Raw genomic sequence first — 16,295 nt, forward strand, 5'->3', positions numbered from 1 at the left:
TCAAACGGTAGGTAATGGTAATAGCTGCTGACAAAGCCGAACAGCAAAACACTCCACATCAAATACAAAAGCTGGTGCGAGCGTGCCGCTCGTACCAAGATAATACAGGCACAAGCAGCACTACGCTCATGCTTGCGCCAGAATTAGTGAAAACGGTTTGTCCGAACTATCCTTCTCTATTCCAACAGCATACTTCTACACCTTATTAACTGCTAAAGAGCTATACTGTTGGTGGGGACACCAACAGACGCATAAAAAAGTAAAACGCTGTTGCGAGCGTGCCGCTCGTACCAATGTAATACAGGCACAAGCAGCGCTACGCTTATGCTTGCGCCAGAGTTAGTGACAACGGTTTGCCCGAACTATCCTTCTCTCCTTTCCAAGGAGAGATCCCGGTTTACCGGGAGTAAGGACTACTATGAAACAGTAAAATAAAAAAGCCCGTTGAAAATATACATTTCAACGGGCTTTTTTGTTGCATTATGGTTATATTAATCTTCTTCGTAAAATTCGATTAATGAAGCCATATACGGATTACTCCAGCCATCTGCAATATCGTCAAATGCCTCGTCAGGAATATGGATGTGATTAACTTCCAGTGATGTCCCTTTTTTATGTTCATGTAGTTTTAGGGTAACAATAGAAGGTTCTTCCTGCTCGCCAAAGTACCATTGCTGTACAATCTTTTTACCAGGCTCTAAACTGATAAATTTTCCAACGATTGCTCCATCCCACATAGAAAATTCTCCACCTTCTACAGGATCTATGGATGCTTCGTCGCCTGTCCATAATCGTGCGGTAATCTCTGTCGTAAGTGCCAGATATACTTCATCAGGACTTGCGGGTATTATAAAATATTTTTTAAAATCTTTCATATCATTATTTCTATTGCAAAGGTAATGATTTATTACTGATGTCACTTTTGTAATTATGTTCTGGACTTTTTTTGAGAATGATTAACTTTACTGCTTATATAAGATAATCAAGATGAGTAATATTCTGCCCAATTCCTTAATCCGCAAATTAGGAGCGAATCCATTGTTTGATGAGCAAGCTTTCATCGATGTTCACGAGAAAGGAGAAAGGCAGAGTTCCATCCGGATAAATGAAAGAAAAATAACAGAAGCTCCGTTTGCTCATTCAGAACCGATTCCATGGTGTGATCGTGGGTTTTATCTTGAAGAAAGACCTTCTTTTACTTTAGATCCGTTATATCATGCGGGGTGCTATTATTCTCAGGATGCATCATCTATGTTTATTGCGCATATTATTCAATATCTGAAGCTTGATGATAAACCGCTTAAAGCGCTGGATCTATGTGCTGCACCCGGTGGGAAAACGACTCTTTTGAATAGTTATCTCCATCCGCAGAGTCTGTTAGTGGCAAACGAAATTATAAAAACTCGGGTGCCTATTCTGATGGAGAACATGATTCGTTGGGGAAATTCCAACGTCGTAATTACGAATAATGATCCCAGTGCTTTTAAAAGATTGCCCGGTTATTTTGATTTGGTAATGATTGATGCACCCTGCTCTGGCTCCGGAATGTTTCGTAAAGATAGCGGAGCTATAGATGAGTGGTCAGAAGCTAATGTAAAGCTTTGCAGTGAACGTCAACAACGCATTCTGGCCGAAGCGATGGATTGCCTTAAAACAGATGGTATTCTTTTATACTCAACCTGTTCTTATTCGCAGGAGGAAAATGAAGATATAGCTGATTGGTTGATAAAGGAGTACGGACTAAAATCTATTCAGATTCCCATAGCTGAAGAGTGGGGAATAGAAGAAACAAAATCTGATGTTACGGCATCTTATGGATACAGATTCTATCCGCATAAAGTTAAAGGTGAAGGTTTTTTTATTACTGCATTTGTAAAAACAGAGTTTCAGGAAACATTTAACAGAAGAAAAATAAAACCTGAAAAATCGGATGTCCCGAATGGAATTATTGAACATTGGTTAAATAATGCTGCAACACACATGACCTTTCTTCATCACGAGAATATCCATATCTTTCCCAAAGACTATGAATTAGATCTGAAGATCCTGCAGAATGTACTTTATCTGAAGAATGCAGGAACAAATATTGGTAAACTAGCTGGGAAAGAGCTTATTCCGGCACATGGACTTGCTCTCAGCATAGCGATAAAGACTAATATACCAACACTTGAGCTCACATTAGAGGAAGCACAGGATTACCTCCGTAAAGAGAATATCAATCCGGAGCACAACTTGAAGAATGGCTGGACGTTGGTTACCTATAAAAATATAAGATTGGGCTGGATAAAGATTCTCGCAAACCGAATCAATAACTATTATCCGAAAGAGAGTAGAATAGCTTATTTATAAGCTTAATTTGAAGGGAACGAATGCTGAAGGATAATATTACAGATATCTTTTGCTACCTCCTGTTTCGTTTTTAGGGAAAACTCTTTTATAGTACCGTCTTTAGCAATAATTGTTACTTTATTCGTATCTGTAGAAAAACCGGCTCCTTTATCTTGCATAGAATTAAGGACAATATAATCCAGGTTCTTCTTTTGGAGCTTACCTTTTGCATTTTCGAGTTCATTATTTGTCTCCAGTGCAAAGCCGATAAGCACTTGTTTGCCTGTCTTTCTCTTCCCTAAGGTTGCCAGTATATCAGTCGTCTTTTTGAGAGGAATAGCAAAGGTATCTTCTTTCTTCTTGATCTTCTGATCTGCGACTGTTTCAGGAGTATAATCTGCTACGGCTGCACTCATGACAATAATGTCTGCTGTATCAAAATATGCGTTTGCAGCCTCCAGCATTTGACTGGCTGAGATAACGGAAATCCTGTTTATATCACTTGGAGCATTTAAGTGAGTAGGCCCGGATACTAATGTGACCTGAGCGCCCAGATTTTTCAATTCTTCAGCAATTGCGTATCCCATTTTTCCACTGGAATGATTGCCGATGAAACGAACAGGGTCAATTGCTTCATATGTAGGACCTGCCGTGACTAAAGCTTTTTTACCTGATAAGGGTAGGTCGTGTGTGAAATATTCTCTTACACGGGCTAAAATCTCTTCTGGTTCGGCAAGACGGCCTTCACCTGTCAGACCGCTGGCCAGTTCTCCGTTACCAGGATGTATGATGGTGTTGTTGTAACTCTCTAACATTGCAACGTTGCGTTGTGTTGCTGGATGTTTCCACATATCCAGATCCATTGCCGGGGCAACGAAAACAGGGCATTTTGCTGATAAATAAACTGCTGTAAGGAGGTTGTCAGATTGTCCGATCGCCATTTTTGCTAATGTATTAGCCGTGGCAGGAGCGATCAGTAGAAGATCCGCTTCCAGTCCGAGGTGAACATGATTATTCCAGGAACCGGTTTTTTTGTCGAAATAATCAACCAGTACAGGTTTGCCGGATAGAGTAGAAAGTGTAAGTGGGGTAATAAATTCGACCGCATCCGGAGTCATAATGACTTGTACGGACGCTTTTTCTTTTACAAGGAATCTTACGAGAGTCGCAATTTTGTATGCGGCAATACTGCCGCATACACCAATTACAATATTTTTGCCTTGCAAAGACATCAGAATAAGATTATTCTTGTTCTTTAGAAGGATTTCTGAAGTAAACTTTATCGTGAAGGAATTCATCGATAGCTACAAGTGTAGGCTTAGGCATACGCTCATAGTGCTTAGAAATTTCAATCTGTTCGCGGTTTTCGAAGACTTCTTCCAGATTATCGTTGTTACTGGCAAATTCAGCAAGTTTACCGTTTAACTCTTCTTTCATGTCAACAGCAACCTGATTAGCTCTTTTGGAAATGACAACGATAGACTCGTACAGGTTATCAGTACCTTTATCCAATTGTCTCAAATCACGTGTAACCGTTGAATTTGGAAGACTGTTATTATTTGTTTGACTCATATCAAATGGGTATTACTTATTTCTTATTTATTTCTTTACTTCTTCAGTACTTTCACGTTGTTGGTTAACACCCAACTCTCTTTCTTGTTCTTCAATAGATTTTTTGATCTCGTTCCATCTTTTGATAGCTACGGCCATATTCGTTTCTGAATCTTTTCTGATGTCATCCACTTCTTTACGGTGCTTACTTTCGGGATAATCATCTATAAAGTCCTGATAATAATCAATCACCTTGCTGTAACGTTCTTCCTGTCTGCGAGGCGTGCTTTTTTCTGCATATCTGAATTGTGCTTTGATAATCAGATAATTGATCTCTTCAGCATACTTCGTATCCGGATAGTCTTTAAGTACATTCTCCAATGCGATAACGGCAGCTTTGTAATCATCATTAAGCCCCATATCGTAATATAGTTTTGCATTTGAAAATGCTTTTTTCTCCAGCTTGTCCCTTAATTGCTGAATCAGATCTGACGCTTCTTTTGCTTTCTCTGATTCCGGATAAAGGTTTACAAACAACTGCAGCTCATCAATAGCCTTACGTGTATTTTCCTGATCCAGTGAAGATCTTGGAGAATCCAGGTAAAAACAATAAGCTGTCATAAACCTACATTCTTCAGCTTTTGCACTGTTTGGAAAAGTCTGTGCAAACTGTTTAAAATGATAACGAGCAGAAGTATAGTCTTTTAGTCGGTAGTTTGTATATGCTGTGTAGTAATATAAATCTTCCGCTTCGGCCTGTCCTCTGTAACGTTGCATTAAGTCGTCAAATAGGGCTAAGGCTTTCGTATATTTCTTTTTTTCGTAAAATTTGACAGCCTCCTGGTACTTTAAAGCCAAATTATTGCTGGCCCGCAACTTCTCAAACTTGCTCTTACAGCCACTAATAAATACAATGAGCAATAATCCGGCAACAACTGCCACTAAACGCCTATTTAAAAACATTTTACAAAGATAAGGGAATTTGATATAATAGTCAATTAAATTTTGATGTGCAATATAAGGGAAAGATAAGTTTTGAACAATTCTATCCTTGAATTTAACAAACTTTAACGAGAGTTACTGGCGACGTAGAATAACTATATTTTGTCATGCTGTTGTTGAAAAATTAATGTTACCTTGGTAAGGTACGATAGAATTCTGAATAATTCACTATATTTACAAATCATAAAGATTTAACTAATTAAAAATGACGTTACACGAGAGAGTTGAACAGGCCTTAGATACAATTAGACCTTATTTAGAGACAGATGGAGGTAATGTAAGTTTAGAGGAAATCACACCTGAGAATGTTGTGAAACTTAGGTTGACAGGAGCTTGTGCATCTTGTTCTATGAGTATTATGACATTCAAGGCAGGGCTAGAGCAAGCGATCAAAAAGGCAGTTCCTGAGATCACTTCGGTTGAAGCTCTGAATATTACAAGTGCAGATGACCCGAATGCAACTACTCCTTCTCCAAAGGTTTTATAGCAAACTGCTGGCTTTTAACTATTAACACATTTTAACAGCCGTGTAGCGCGTAAATGTGTAGTTTTGTGAGTATGGTAATAAACCCAAAACATATTGTTTTTACAATCTTGCTTATCTGTTCTTCAGTTTTTTCCTTTGCTCAGGAAAAGAAAATTGTCCAGTTTAGCGGGATTATTCATGCAATAGGTTCTGAACTTCCAGTACCCTTTGTGACTATCCGGAATGGTGATCGACAGGATCAGGTTTTTGTTGCCAACCATGAAGGTTTTTTTTCTTTTGTTGCACATGTAGGGGATACAGTACGATTTTCTTCAATAGGATATGATCCTACAGAATTTGTTGTTCCCAATACTTCTGAGGATAAATATACTGCTGCAATTCAGATGAAGAGTCTTGTCAAAGAATTACCTATGGTTACACCATTTCCCTGGGCAAGTATAGAAGAGTTTAATATGGCCTTTATGGCGCTGAATGTTGGAGATGACGCCATAACCACTGCACGAAGAAGTGTTTCACCTGAAGCACTGGCAGCATTAGCCCGCATAACGCCAAGAAGTGCAGAAGAAATCCAGAATTATAATTCTACACAAAGACATATCGGATTGACAAATAAAGCTATAAATCAAAAATATGCAAACCCATTGCTTAATCCATTTGCATGGGGAAGTTTGATCAATGATATTTTCAAGGGTGACGATAGCCGGAAGAAGTTAAAGTATTAATCAGGCATCTTACTTCCAGAGAAAGCATATAGAATTAATCCACTCTGTTCACTTTAATATTTTCGTGGTATTTGTTTTTCTATAAAACACACATACACCAGAACCCCTACAAAAGCTCCTATTTACAACTTAAGTCTGTTATTACTCGTTGTTTTCCGCTTTCAGATCTCCTATTGCTTTGACACTTAACAGCGAAGACAGATAGGAAATAAGGACGGAAGCTAATAATACAGTTAAGAAGACTAACAGGAAGTCACTCAATCGTATATCTACCGGATAAGCATCAATTATACTATTATTACCTTCACCGGTACGAATGAATCCGAAAGTATCCTGCAAAAAGCAAAATACGTATCCTATAATAATACCGCTGACACTTCCAATAAGCGCAATCAGCATCCCTTCGTTATAAAAAATACGTTGTATTAAGGAATTTTCAGCACCCAGACTTTTTAAAACAATCATATCCTGACGTTTGTCAATGACCAGCATTGTCATAGAGCCGATAATATTGAATATCGCAATAATACCTATAAAAGTAAGAATAAAGAATACCGCCCATTTTTCTGTACTAACAGTTTTATAGAGTGTAGGGTTTTGTTCTTCACGGTTTAAGACTTTAAACTCTTTGCCTAATTTATTCTGAATCTGTTGTTCGATTTCTTCAATCTTTTCCGGTTGCCGGGTATACATTTCTATCGCAGATACCTTGTCATACTCACCAAGTGCATCCCTGGCAAAGTCAATAGGGGTGATGACCAGATCGTCAAACCCTTGCTGGTATTTGAGTACTCCTCTCGGACTAATCCCCCTTTGTATAATATCATCTGCCGGATTGACTGCGTTAGTCGATCCTTTTTTGGGAGAGTTGATCAGCATTGTATTTCTCAGGCCAACGATAGGTATTTGTAAATTTGCCTGTACATTCGCACCAATAATGGCATAGCTGACATCCTCTTTGAAAATCTCGAATTCTCCTGCATACAACATGCTGTCTGAAGCATGTTGATAGAGGCTATTTGGTTCAATACCTTTTAGTTTGCCAATGAATTGATGATTGCCGAATTGCAAAAGAGCTTTCTCTTCAAGAACTTCACTGTAGCTTTTGATATCCTTACTTTTACGCAGTTCCTCAAAAAGCTGATTTTTCGTAGAAAAAAGCTTCCCTTCTACCGGTTCAATACGAAGTTCCGGAGAAAATGTGCTGAACATCGAGAGAATAAGCTTTTCCATTCCATTATAAAAAGATAATACAATGACGAGTGCTGCACTACTGACCAACACACCAATTACACTAATCATCGAAATAATGTTAATAGCATTAACCGATTTTTTAGAGAATAAGTATCGTTTGGCAAAAAAGTAGGACAGATTCATAATATGGACTTTCTTTTATGCGCGTACAAAAGGATTGGTTCTTTTTTCCTCTCCGATAGTGGTTGATGGACCATGCCCCGGATATACAATTACATCTTCCGGTAAGGTATAAAGTTTTTCCTTTATACTTTTTAGCAATTGATTGTGATTGCCTCCCGGTAAATCCGTTCTTCCGATACTACCTCTAAATAGTGCATCTCCTCCTATCACAAATTTTTGGGATTCATGATAGAAGCATAAGTGCGCGGGTGAATGACCTGGCACAAATATTAGTTTCAAAACATTGTCTCCAAAACTGACAGTTCCTTCTTCAGGTAAAAAATATTCACCGATAGGAGAGATATCGTAACGTATTCCCATCTGAGGGGCATAATTCTGTACTTCTATCAATAAGGGAAGTTCTCCTTCATGAAACTGAGGTAAAAGACCATATTGCTCATGAATGAATTTATTACCCAATACGTGATCAATATGACAATGGGTGTTCAGCAGTAAAACAGGATTTAGTTTATGCTCTTCCATAAATGATAAGAAAAGATCTTCTTCTGCTTTTCCGTACATTCCCGGATCAATAATTGCACAGTAGCCTTTATCATCGTAAAGTACATATGTGTTTTCCTGATAAGGATTGCAGACAAATTGCTTTAAATGAACCATAGTCTTCAAAAATACGATTTATTTCCAATGTATTGTTTGGATGATGTGTTCAATATCGGCATTAATAAAGTCTAGAACCGGTTGTATGGAATCGAGGTGTGGTTTTTCATTGAAATACAGCGCTCCTCTTAGATAATGCTGTGTACTATCGGATACAAAAAACTGGTCATTTGAGGCTGTATTTCCCCGGATCAGATATTGTACACCAAATACCCGGCGATCTTTTTTATTGATTCTTTTCTGTTCAATTGCGGTGGCTTTTACCGTGTGATTGAACGCAAATGTTCGGGCGTCTTCACTTAATTGCTGGAAGGAGACATTTTTATTAATGTCAAAATAGCTGAGATGAAGGCGTGCATTAAATTGCGGAAAATCGAGATTCAGCCAGCATGGCCTGGCATCCTTTTCATGATCTTTCTCCAATGTCGCATAAGCTGGAATTTCGAAATCGAACGGACAGCCTGTCTGCGTCATTTTGTATTTTTTTTCCGGAAATTCAATTCTAAAATAACCTCTTGGCTTAGGAGAATAGTCTTCCTGGCAGGCTGTAATAATAGTACAGAAAGAGAAGATAACTACTGAAAATAAAAGAAATGTCCTCATTATGCTTCGTTCCATATAATCCAGTTCCTTTCGGCCTGAAGTAATAGCATGTCATATCCATTTTTGATTGCGGCACCTTTTTCAAGTCCCATTTTCAGAAACAAAGTGACTTCAGGATTGTACACGAGATCATAAAGCAGATGCTCTTCAGATATACTTTCATAAGGGATATCCGGGCAAGTATCTACATTGGGATAGGTTCCCAGCGGCGAACAGTTGATAATAAGGGTATTTTCTTTTATAATGGTGTCATTCAGATCCGAATAGGTAAGATTGGTATCTGTTTTTGTACGGCTGACAAATGTATAGGTAATGCCTAATTTTTGAAGAGAGAAGACTACTGCCTGTGCAGCACCTCCATTACCCAAAATGAGTGCTTTGTTATGATGCGGTTTGAGGAGTGGCTTCAGTGATTCCTCGAAACCGAATGCATCTGTATTAAATCCTTTCAAATGATACCCTTCATCCTTTTTTTTGATCTGGATACAATTTACAGCATTCATTTGCTGTGCTTCTGGTGATAATTCATCCAGAAAAGGAATAATCGTTTGTTTATAAGGTATGGTGACATTTACGCCATAAAGACCATCAGTTTCCTGATAAAGATCAGGAAACTGATGGATGTCTTCTAACGGATATAAGTTGTAATCAATGCCCCGGATATGTTCTTTTTCAAATTTTTCTAAATAGTACTTTTTGGAAAAGGAGTGACCTAACGGAAATCCAATGAGCCCTAATTTTTTCATGTTCGTTATAAAGCGTATTTTTTTATGATATCAACAATGATTTTGTTTCCCTGCAATTGAGGGAGGTATTCAAAAATAATATAGTGCTTCTGCGGATCTGTTGCGAGTCCTAATTCCAGAAAGTTTAAGGCTTCATTATACTGACCGTTTGCAAATAAATAGGCAACCATTCGATAGTACAACTCTGCTGCTTCCGGATTGTTGTTAATTGCATCAGCTATGGTGTCTATTGCTTCTACAAATTTGCTTTGCTCAAAGTAGATAGATGAAAAATCAAGCCACGCTTCCACATCAGTCGGATTAAGTTCAACGACCTTTGCGTATGCTTTTTCTGCTTCATCCAGTTGTTTTAACTTGTAGCGAGCATCCGCAATGGCGAACCAGTAATCCGGATTTTGTCCATCTATATCCAATGCTTTTTTGTAAAAATGAAGCGATTCGAAATAGCGCTCTTCAAAATCTAATGTTACTCCGATTCCAAACCATGCATCACCCATATTGCTATCCAGCTTCACTGCTTTTTTGTAATACTGGCGGGCTTCATCCATCTGTTCCAGCTTCTCGTAACATTCTCCAATAGCACAATATGTTTCAGCACTCGGCGGTTCATACTCGAAAGTATGTTTATAGACCTCAATTGCTTCCTTAAAACAATCCAGATTGACCAATGCATTCCCTTTATTGAAATAGGCCGAAGAGAAGTTCTCTTTTATTAAAATGGCATAGTCATAGGCGTCTATAGCTTCTCTATACTGACTTAGCTTATGGTAAGCATTACCCAGATTGTACCATGCAGCATAAGAATATGGATCGTTATCAATATACTGTAGATAAAACGCAACACTTTCTTCCTGTTTGTCCAGTACATCATAACAGAATGCCAGTTCATACAGTGCATCCTGATTTTCCATATTCAGTTCCAAAGATTTCCGCAGGTAATATACTGCTTTCTCATAGTCTCCCTGTGCCTGATATAGTCCGCTTATCTGATAAAATACTTCATCCTTACTATCGGTAAGTTCAAGTGCTTTCTGTAAGTTTTGATGCGCCTCATCAAAGTTATTAAGCGATCCGAGTATACTACCCTTTATGAGGTAAATATCTCCTTCTGAAGGCTCCAGAAGTTCTGCTTTATCCAGTGAAGCCAATGCATTGTGAAACTGGTTTGTTGCAGCGAACAGCTGTGCTTGTTTCAAAAAGAAATTGGTTTCAAAGGGGTGCTGGTTGATTGCATAGTCGACAACCTGTAGGGCTTTTATAGGATCATTCTTATCCATATAATAGTCGATGATGCCCTCAAAAGCTTTCGTGTCAAAGAAATATTGATCTTCATTTCTGATCATTTCTTCATAGCGGTCAACCGAAAACTTCTGTTCTTCAGGAGAACCAAATTCGAATTCTTCTTCCATCGTATTCCTTTCTATTTAGAAATCATAATCCCGTTCACTAATCTTAAAAGAAAAATAAGACTTTTTGTTGAATATATGATGTATATGTTTTCCACATTTTATGGAAATAATAGTACAAAGGTACAATAAATAAAGTAAATGTGTTTAAAACACAAAAGCCTTCCCGAATTTCGGGAAGGCTTTGTATGGTAAATTATTCGTATTAAGAATAATTATTTTTTGATCTCAACACGACGGTTTTGGATACGACCTTCTTCAGTTGCATTAGATGCTACTGGGTTAGCTTCTCCGTAACCGTTAGCTGTAACTTTAGCAGCAGTAACACCAGCGTTTACTAAGTATTGTTTAACTGCGTTAGCACGGTCTTTAGAAAGAGTCATGTTGTAAGCTTCAGTACCTTCTGCAGATGCATAACCATCTAAAGTTACTGATGAATTGTTATCACGCAATTCTTTAGCTAATCTATCTAAAGTAGAGTAAGATTCAGTTTTCAATACAGAGCTATCGAATTCGAATTGGATGCTACCGTACTGACCTGTAGAAGCAGTGATGTTGTTAACAACTGGCTCTGGGAATTTGATTGGACATCCTGAACCATCAACTACTGTTCCAGCAGGAGTGTTAGGGCATTTGTCAAATTTATCAGATACACCGTCACCGTCAGAATCTTTACCTAACTGATCAACAGTTCCTTCTAAAGTAGATACACGTTGTTTCAAAGCTTCAACTTCGTTTTTCAATGAAGGATCTTTCAACTCATCGTATAATGTAGCAACTGGGTTAGCAAAAGTCAAGTTTTGTTTGTCTCTTGAACCTAAAGTAAATTCTAAACCACCGTATACGTTAGAGAATTTACCTTTGTAGTCAACTCTACCTGGACCGTATAACAAGTTGTCATCAGTGAAGTTCATTGTGTAACCTAAGTTCAAGGCAACAACTTCAGATAATTTGAATTTAACACCAACACCAACTGGTACGAAAGCGCCTAATTTGTTATCTCTGTCACCAACTTTTTCTCTGTCACCAAAGATTTCTTCACCCCATTTACCTTTGTTGTTATAAACTTCAGCACCAGTGAAATCGTTATTAGCGTACTGGATAGGGTTTGAAGCCATTACTCCTAAACCTACTTTAGCGTAGAAGTTAACTGCATTTTCTCTTCTCAAGAAATCGATAGTACCCAATTGGAATACACCGTTTAAGCTAGCAGCCCAGTTTACATCAACTTGTGCAGATCTTGCTCCGTTTGCAGTTTCAGCAACAGGACCAGATACATCGTGGTTGTAAGTTTTGATCTTACCTCTGTTACCTTCTAATTCTAAACCGAACAGGTGAGAGAATTGTTTACGAACAGTTAATCCGTAGTACTCACCAACTTTATTTTGGAAAAGACCTACTTTTTGACCGAATGCATTAGATCCACCTACAAGTACGTTAGGAGCAGTGATACCACCTTGTACACCGATAGACCAAGTTCTGTATTGTGATCTTCCGCCAAATACTGTTGGTTGTTGCGCTTGAGCAACTTCAGCGTAACCTAGAGCGGCTACTAATGAAGCAGCGATAGCTGTTTTTTTAATTGTAGAATAGTTCATACTCTTGTTTTTAAGGTTATTAAAATTTTAATTGTTTTCTTTAACTTAATTTAACACTAACAATCTAAACAATAACTGTACCAAAAATTTAAAATGCTTTAAAAGATTTAAATCTTCATTACCTGATTGCCTTCAGATTTTCAATTTAGCGTGTAAATGTACCTATTTTGAACTTTATACACAAATTTTTTAATATTGAATTCATCGAATTACAATAAAACGGACATAATTGTAGCCTTTTAACTACGATTATAAAATATAATGGATGATTGCCAGCGTTATACCACCCAATAGTGCTGAGACTGGTATTGTCAGAATCCAGGCCCAAAGTAGGCTGATCGTAACGCCCCATCTTACTGCAGAAACTCTTTTTACAATTCCGACACCGATAATAGATCCCGTTATGGTATGTGTAGTAGAAGCTGGAATTCCGAAATGTTCTGTGATACCCAACGTTACTGCTCCGGCTGTTTCGGCACTTACACCTTCCAGAGGAGTTACCTTAGTGATCTTGGTTCCCATTGTTTTTACGATTTTCCATCCGCCACTCATTGTTCCGGCAGAAATAGCAGCATAACAGGTCAATGGTATCCATTCGGGCATATGACTGGTGTTCTCAATATAACCTCCTGCTACCATCGCAACAAGGATAATACCCATTACTTTTTGTGCATCATTACCTCCATGAGCAAAACTAAGCGCCGCCGAAGAGATCAGTTGTAAAAACTTAAACCATTTTTCTGCTACGCTTGGCCTACTTTTCTTAGCCAGATTGATAATGATCAGGGTAATGATGACAGATATTATCATCCCTATGACTGGAGCGAGTACAATGAATGAAATAATTTTTAATGTCGCATCAATGTTGATGGCGTGGATGGGATCACCTCCCATAATATAGGCATAAGCCATTCCCGATCCTGCAAACCCGCCTATAAGCGTATGCGAAGAGCTTGAAGGGATACCATAATACCAGGTGAATAAATTCCATCCGATAGCAGCCACCAGGCCGGCGAATATTACTTCCAGTGTAATGTATTCTTCAATAACTGTTTTGGCTACGGTATTGGCTACTTTATGGTCAGTAAAATAAAAGTAGGCTGCAAAATTGAATATTGCTGCCCATAATACAGCCATAAATGGCGTTAATACTTTTGTCGAAACTACTGTAGCAATAGAGTTGGCTGCATCATGGAAACCATTGATATAGTCAAAAGCAATTGCTAAAATAATAACAACAACTAATAAGGTTGAAATCATTGTGAAATTGTTAAAACTTAAATCCTAAATTGGATTTTACGCATTCTTAACTAAAATACTTTCTAATACATTTGCGACATCTTCGCATTTATCTGTAGCATCTTCCATTGCAGATAGTACTTCTTTATATTTGATAAGCGTGATTGCGTCTTTCTCATATTCAAAAAGATCAGCTACCGCTTTATCAAAAATATAATCTGCCTTGTTTTCAACACTGTTTATTCTTACACATGAATCTGTGATATTGCGAATGTTTTTCAGATCTCTTAGTTCATATATTGCTTTTGCAACGTGTTCTGTTGCTTCCAGAATCAATTCAGTGATCTCGATCATAGGCTGACTTGGTTCCAGAACTTTGTATAATTCCATACGGTTAGATGCTCCGTGAATAAAGTCTGCAACATCGTCAAGTGAGCTTGCTAATGCGTGGATATCTTCTCTATCGAAAGGTGTGATAAAATTTTTACCCAGTTCTAAATGGATCTGATGCGTGATGCTATCACCCTTGTGTTCCAAATCCTCAATTTTTTTGGTGATCTCTTTACGGGTTTCAAGATTTGTGGAGTTGACATTTTCTTTCAACAATTTGGCCATCTCGATCAGATTGCTTCCTGCTTGTTCGAATAGCGGGAAAAATTTTTTGTCCTTTGGAACAAAATAACTGAAAATACTATTTAACGACATATGTTAATATATAATTTATGCAAAGATATAAAGCCAATGTTAAGTTAGTGTTAATTTTGACCTTACTTAATATTGACTGATGTTCATTGTCAATGAGATGGACTAGTTTTTTGATTTTTCTAACGTAAATCCAAATGTTGTTCCTATTCCCTCCGTACTTCTTACATTTACATTCTGCTGGTGTGCTTCTACAATATGTTTTACAATAGCTAATCCCAGCCCCGATCCTCCTATTCCCCGGGAACGGCTTTTATCCGTTCTATAGAACCGTTCAAATACCCTCGGCAGATTTTTTTCTTCAATACCCTGGCCATCGTCGGTTACTTCTACAAGAACCTGTTCGAATAATGGGAATATGCGAATATCTGTGCTTCCTCCTGTTTTTCCGTATTTAATAGAGTTGTCGATCAAATTGGTTAGCACTTGCTGGATTTTCTTTCGGTCTGCTTTTACAAAAGTCACATTTTGATACTTTTGTTTGAATACAATATCAATTTTTTCTGATTTGGCTTTATCGTCCAGATTTTCTATCGTTTCTTTTATCAGTTCGGAGAGATCAAATTTTTCAATATTCAGCGAGATTCTTCCGGATTCGAGTTTAGAGATTTCATCCAGATCATGAATCAGATAGCTGAGACGATCCAGATTTTTGGAAGCTTTATCCAGAAATCCTTTTGCCATTTCGGGATCTTCTTCTATAAGTCCATCCTGTAAAGTTTCAATGTATCCCTGAATAGCGAATAAGGGTGTCTTGAATTCATGAGATATATTGGAAAGAAACTCTCTGCGGAATTTTTCCTGACTTCTAAGCTTATCTATTTCTGATTTTTTCTCTTTGGCCCAGTCTCGTACCTCACGTTCAGCATCTGTGATAGGGTCATCGCTGACATATTCACCCAATGCATCTTTGAGGTCCTTTCCTAATTTGAGATTGTGTATTAGCTTATAGATGGTATTGATACGGCGATAGATATATTTTTCAAAGAGAAAATAAAACACCACAAAACTCACAATCAGGGAAATACCAAAAATGATGAAAGCAGCTTTAATATCGTGCTGATAATAAAAGCTGACAATAGAAATGGATAATCCCACAGCTGCGGCATTAATCAGTACTAACAGTTTAAAATTCATAAAAAAAGCTTCGAAATACTTTCGAAGCCTAAGATAAGTAATGCTTTATTAAATCTATGTTAAAATCTTCCGATTATGGTTTTTCCACCTACAACCTTGTCTTCCAGTTTGACATCGATCTTGGTTCCAAGAGGAAGGAATAAGTCTACACGCGAGCCGAATTTGATGAATCCAAATTCATTTCCCTGTGTCACAGTATCATTTTCCTTTACATACCATACGATACGACGAGCTAATGCTCCAGCAATCTGTCGGAAAAGTACTTCCTGACCGGACTTAGACTGTACTACAACTGTGGTACGTTCATTATCTGTAGAGGATTTCGGGTGCCATGCAACCAAAAATTTTCCGGGATGATATTTGAAATATTTTACAATACCACTGATTGGATTACGATTAGAATGCACGTTGACAGGCGACATAAATACAGATACCTGAATACGTCTGTCGTTAAAATATTCCGTTTCTTCCGTTTCTTCAATAACGACTACTTTGCCGTCTGCAGGACAAAGAATCACACCCTCATCAATTGTTATTTTGCGGATCGGGCTTCTGAAAAACTGTACAATCGTAATAAACAGAAATGCTGAAACTATATAAATGATCCACTTGACAGCAGTAGGGGCGTCATAATAATCAGCAAGGGCATTCGCAATGAAAATAATCAAAACGACAATTGCCAAACTCGTATAACCTTCTTTGTGAAATTTCATTTTCAAAAATATTGTGCAAATATAGTA

At 37.8% G+C, this 16,295-nt stretch carries 17 protein-coding genes; 3 read left to right on the plus strand and 14 right to left on the minus strand.

What is annotated here, in order from left to right; genetic code table 11:
• Positions 1–491 precede the first annotated feature (491 nt).
• Complete coding sequence (locus B4B65_RS05350) at positions 492–875, minus strand: SRPBCC domain-containing protein (protein WP_201680973.1); 384 nt, start codon at positions 873–875, stop codon at positions 492–494.
• 112 nt (positions 876–987) lie between these two features.
• On the opposite strand from B4B65_RS05350, the gene B4B65_RS05355 reads away from it, so the two are divergent.
• Positions 988–2,349, plus strand: a complete 1,362-nt coding sequence (locus B4B65_RS05355) for a methyltransferase RsmF C-terminal domain-like protein (RefSeq protein ID WP_293914105.1) — start codon at positions 988–990, stop codon at positions 2,347–2,349.
• Between the two features lie 2 nt (positions 2,350–2,351).
• Here B4B65_RS05355 and coaBC read toward each other — a convergent pair whose 3' ends face one another.
• Genes coaBC through B4B65_RS05370 form a run of 3 tightly spaced genes read right to left on the minus strand, consistent with a single transcriptional unit; the run spans position 2,352 to position 4,842 of the window.
• Positions 2,352–3,560: a bifunctional phosphopantothenoylcysteine decarboxylase/phosphopantothenate--cysteine ligase CoaBC gene (gene coaBC / locus B4B65_RS05360; RefSeq protein ID WP_293914106.1), complete on the minus strand. Its 1,209-nt coding sequence runs from the start codon at positions 3,558–3,560 to the stop codon at positions 2,352–2,354.
• A 10-nt stretch (positions 3,561–3,570) separates the two neighbouring features.
• The gene (locus B4B65_RS05365) at positions 3,571–3,900 is read right to left on the minus strand and encodes a DNA-directed RNA polymerase subunit omega (RefSeq protein ID WP_003000319.1); all 330 of its coding nucleotides are present in this window, start codon (positions 3,898–3,900) and stop codon (positions 3,571–3,573) included.
• A gap of 27 nt (positions 3,901–3,927) precedes the next feature.
• Positions 3,928–4,842, minus strand: a complete 915-nt coding sequence (locus B4B65_RS05370) for an outer membrane protein assembly factor BamD (protein WP_201680970.1) — start codon at positions 4,840–4,842, stop codon at positions 3,928–3,930.
• A 244-nt stretch (positions 4,843–5,086) separates the two neighbouring features.
• On the opposite strand from B4B65_RS05370, the gene B4B65_RS05375 reads away from it, so the two are divergent.
• Positions 5,087–5,368 carry a NifU family protein gene (locus B4B65_RS05375; RefSeq protein WP_201680969.1) on the plus strand — a complete coding sequence of 94 codons (282 nt, stop codon included), beginning with the start codon at positions 5,087–5,089 and terminating at the stop codon, positions 5,366–5,368.
• A 71-nt stretch (positions 5,369–5,439) separates the two neighbouring features.
• Positions 5,440–6,090, plus strand: a complete 651-nt coding sequence (locus B4B65_RS05380; RefSeq protein WP_293914113.1) for a hypothetical protein — start codon at positions 5,440–5,442, stop codon at positions 6,088–6,090.
• Between the two features lie 141 nt (positions 6,091–6,231).
• Here the strand turns inward: B4B65_RS05380 and B4B65_RS05385 are convergent, their stop codons facing one another.
• From B4B65_RS05385 to B4B65_RS05430, 10 genes are all read right to left on the minus strand, one after another.
• Positions 6,232–7,467 (minus strand): FtsX-like permease family protein, encoded by a 1,236-nt coding sequence (locus B4B65_RS05385; protein ID WP_293914115.1) that lies wholly within the window; start codon positions 7,465–7,467, stop codon positions 6,232–6,234.
• A 15-nt stretch (positions 7,468–7,482) separates the two neighbouring features.
• Positions 7,483–8,124, minus strand: a complete 642-nt coding sequence (locus B4B65_RS05390; protein ID WP_201680966.1) for an MBL fold metallo-hydrolase — start codon at positions 8,122–8,124, stop codon at positions 7,483–7,485.
• Between the two features lie 18 nt (positions 8,125–8,142).
• Positions 8,143–8,742: a gliding motility lipoprotein GldD gene (locus tag B4B65_RS05395; RefSeq protein ID WP_409590544.1), complete on the minus strand. Its 600-nt coding sequence runs from the start codon at positions 8,740–8,742 to the stop codon at positions 8,143–8,145.
• Positions 8,727–9,473 (minus strand): shikimate dehydrogenase family protein, encoded by a 747-nt coding sequence (locus tag B4B65_RS05400; RefSeq protein WP_293914118.1) that lies wholly within the window; start codon positions 9,471–9,473, stop codon positions 8,727–8,729. The genes B4B65_RS05395 and B4B65_RS05400 overlap by 16 nt, the downstream gene beginning before the upstream one ends.
• 5 nt (positions 9,474–9,478) lie before the next feature.
• Positions 9,479–10,882, minus strand: a complete 1,404-nt coding sequence (locus tag B4B65_RS05405) for a tetratricopeptide repeat protein (RefSeq protein WP_201680963.1) — start codon at positions 10,880–10,882, stop codon at positions 9,479–9,481.
• Positions 10,883–11,094: 212 nt separating this feature from the next.
• Positions 11,095–12,477, minus strand: coding sequence for an OmpA family protein (locus B4B65_RS05410; protein ID WP_201680962.1), 1,383 nt, complete (start codon positions 12,475–12,477; stop codon positions 11,095–11,097).
• 249 nt (positions 12,478–12,726) lie between these two features.
• Positions 12,727–13,737 carry an inorganic phosphate transporter gene (locus B4B65_RS05415; protein WP_003013114.1) on the minus strand — a complete coding sequence of 337 codons (1,011 nt, stop codon included), beginning with the start codon at positions 13,735–13,737 and terminating at the stop codon, positions 12,727–12,729.
• A 36-nt stretch (positions 13,738–13,773) separates the two neighbouring features.
• Positions 13,774–14,421 (minus strand): DUF47 domain-containing protein, encoded by a 648-nt coding sequence (locus tag B4B65_RS05420; RefSeq protein ID WP_003013112.1) that lies wholly within the window; start codon positions 14,419–14,421, stop codon positions 13,774–13,776.
• 102 nt (positions 14,422–14,523) lie between these two features.
• Positions 14,524–15,555, minus strand: coding sequence for a sensor histidine kinase (locus B4B65_RS05425; protein WP_201680961.1), 1,032 nt, complete (start codon positions 15,553–15,555; stop codon positions 14,524–14,526).
• A gap of 59 nt (positions 15,556–15,614) precedes the next feature.
• The gene (locus tag B4B65_RS05430; RefSeq protein ID WP_293914126.1) at positions 15,615–16,268 is read right to left on the minus strand and encodes a phosphatidylserine decarboxylase family protein; all 654 of its coding nucleotides are present in this window, start codon (positions 16,266–16,268) and stop codon (positions 15,615–15,617) included.
• Positions 16,269–16,295 lie beyond the last annotated feature (27 nt).

Source organism: Sphingobacterium sp. UBA5789 (assembly GCF_002418355.1).
GTDB lineage: Bacteria > Bacteroidota > Bacteroidia > Sphingobacteriales > Sphingobacteriaceae > Sphingobacterium.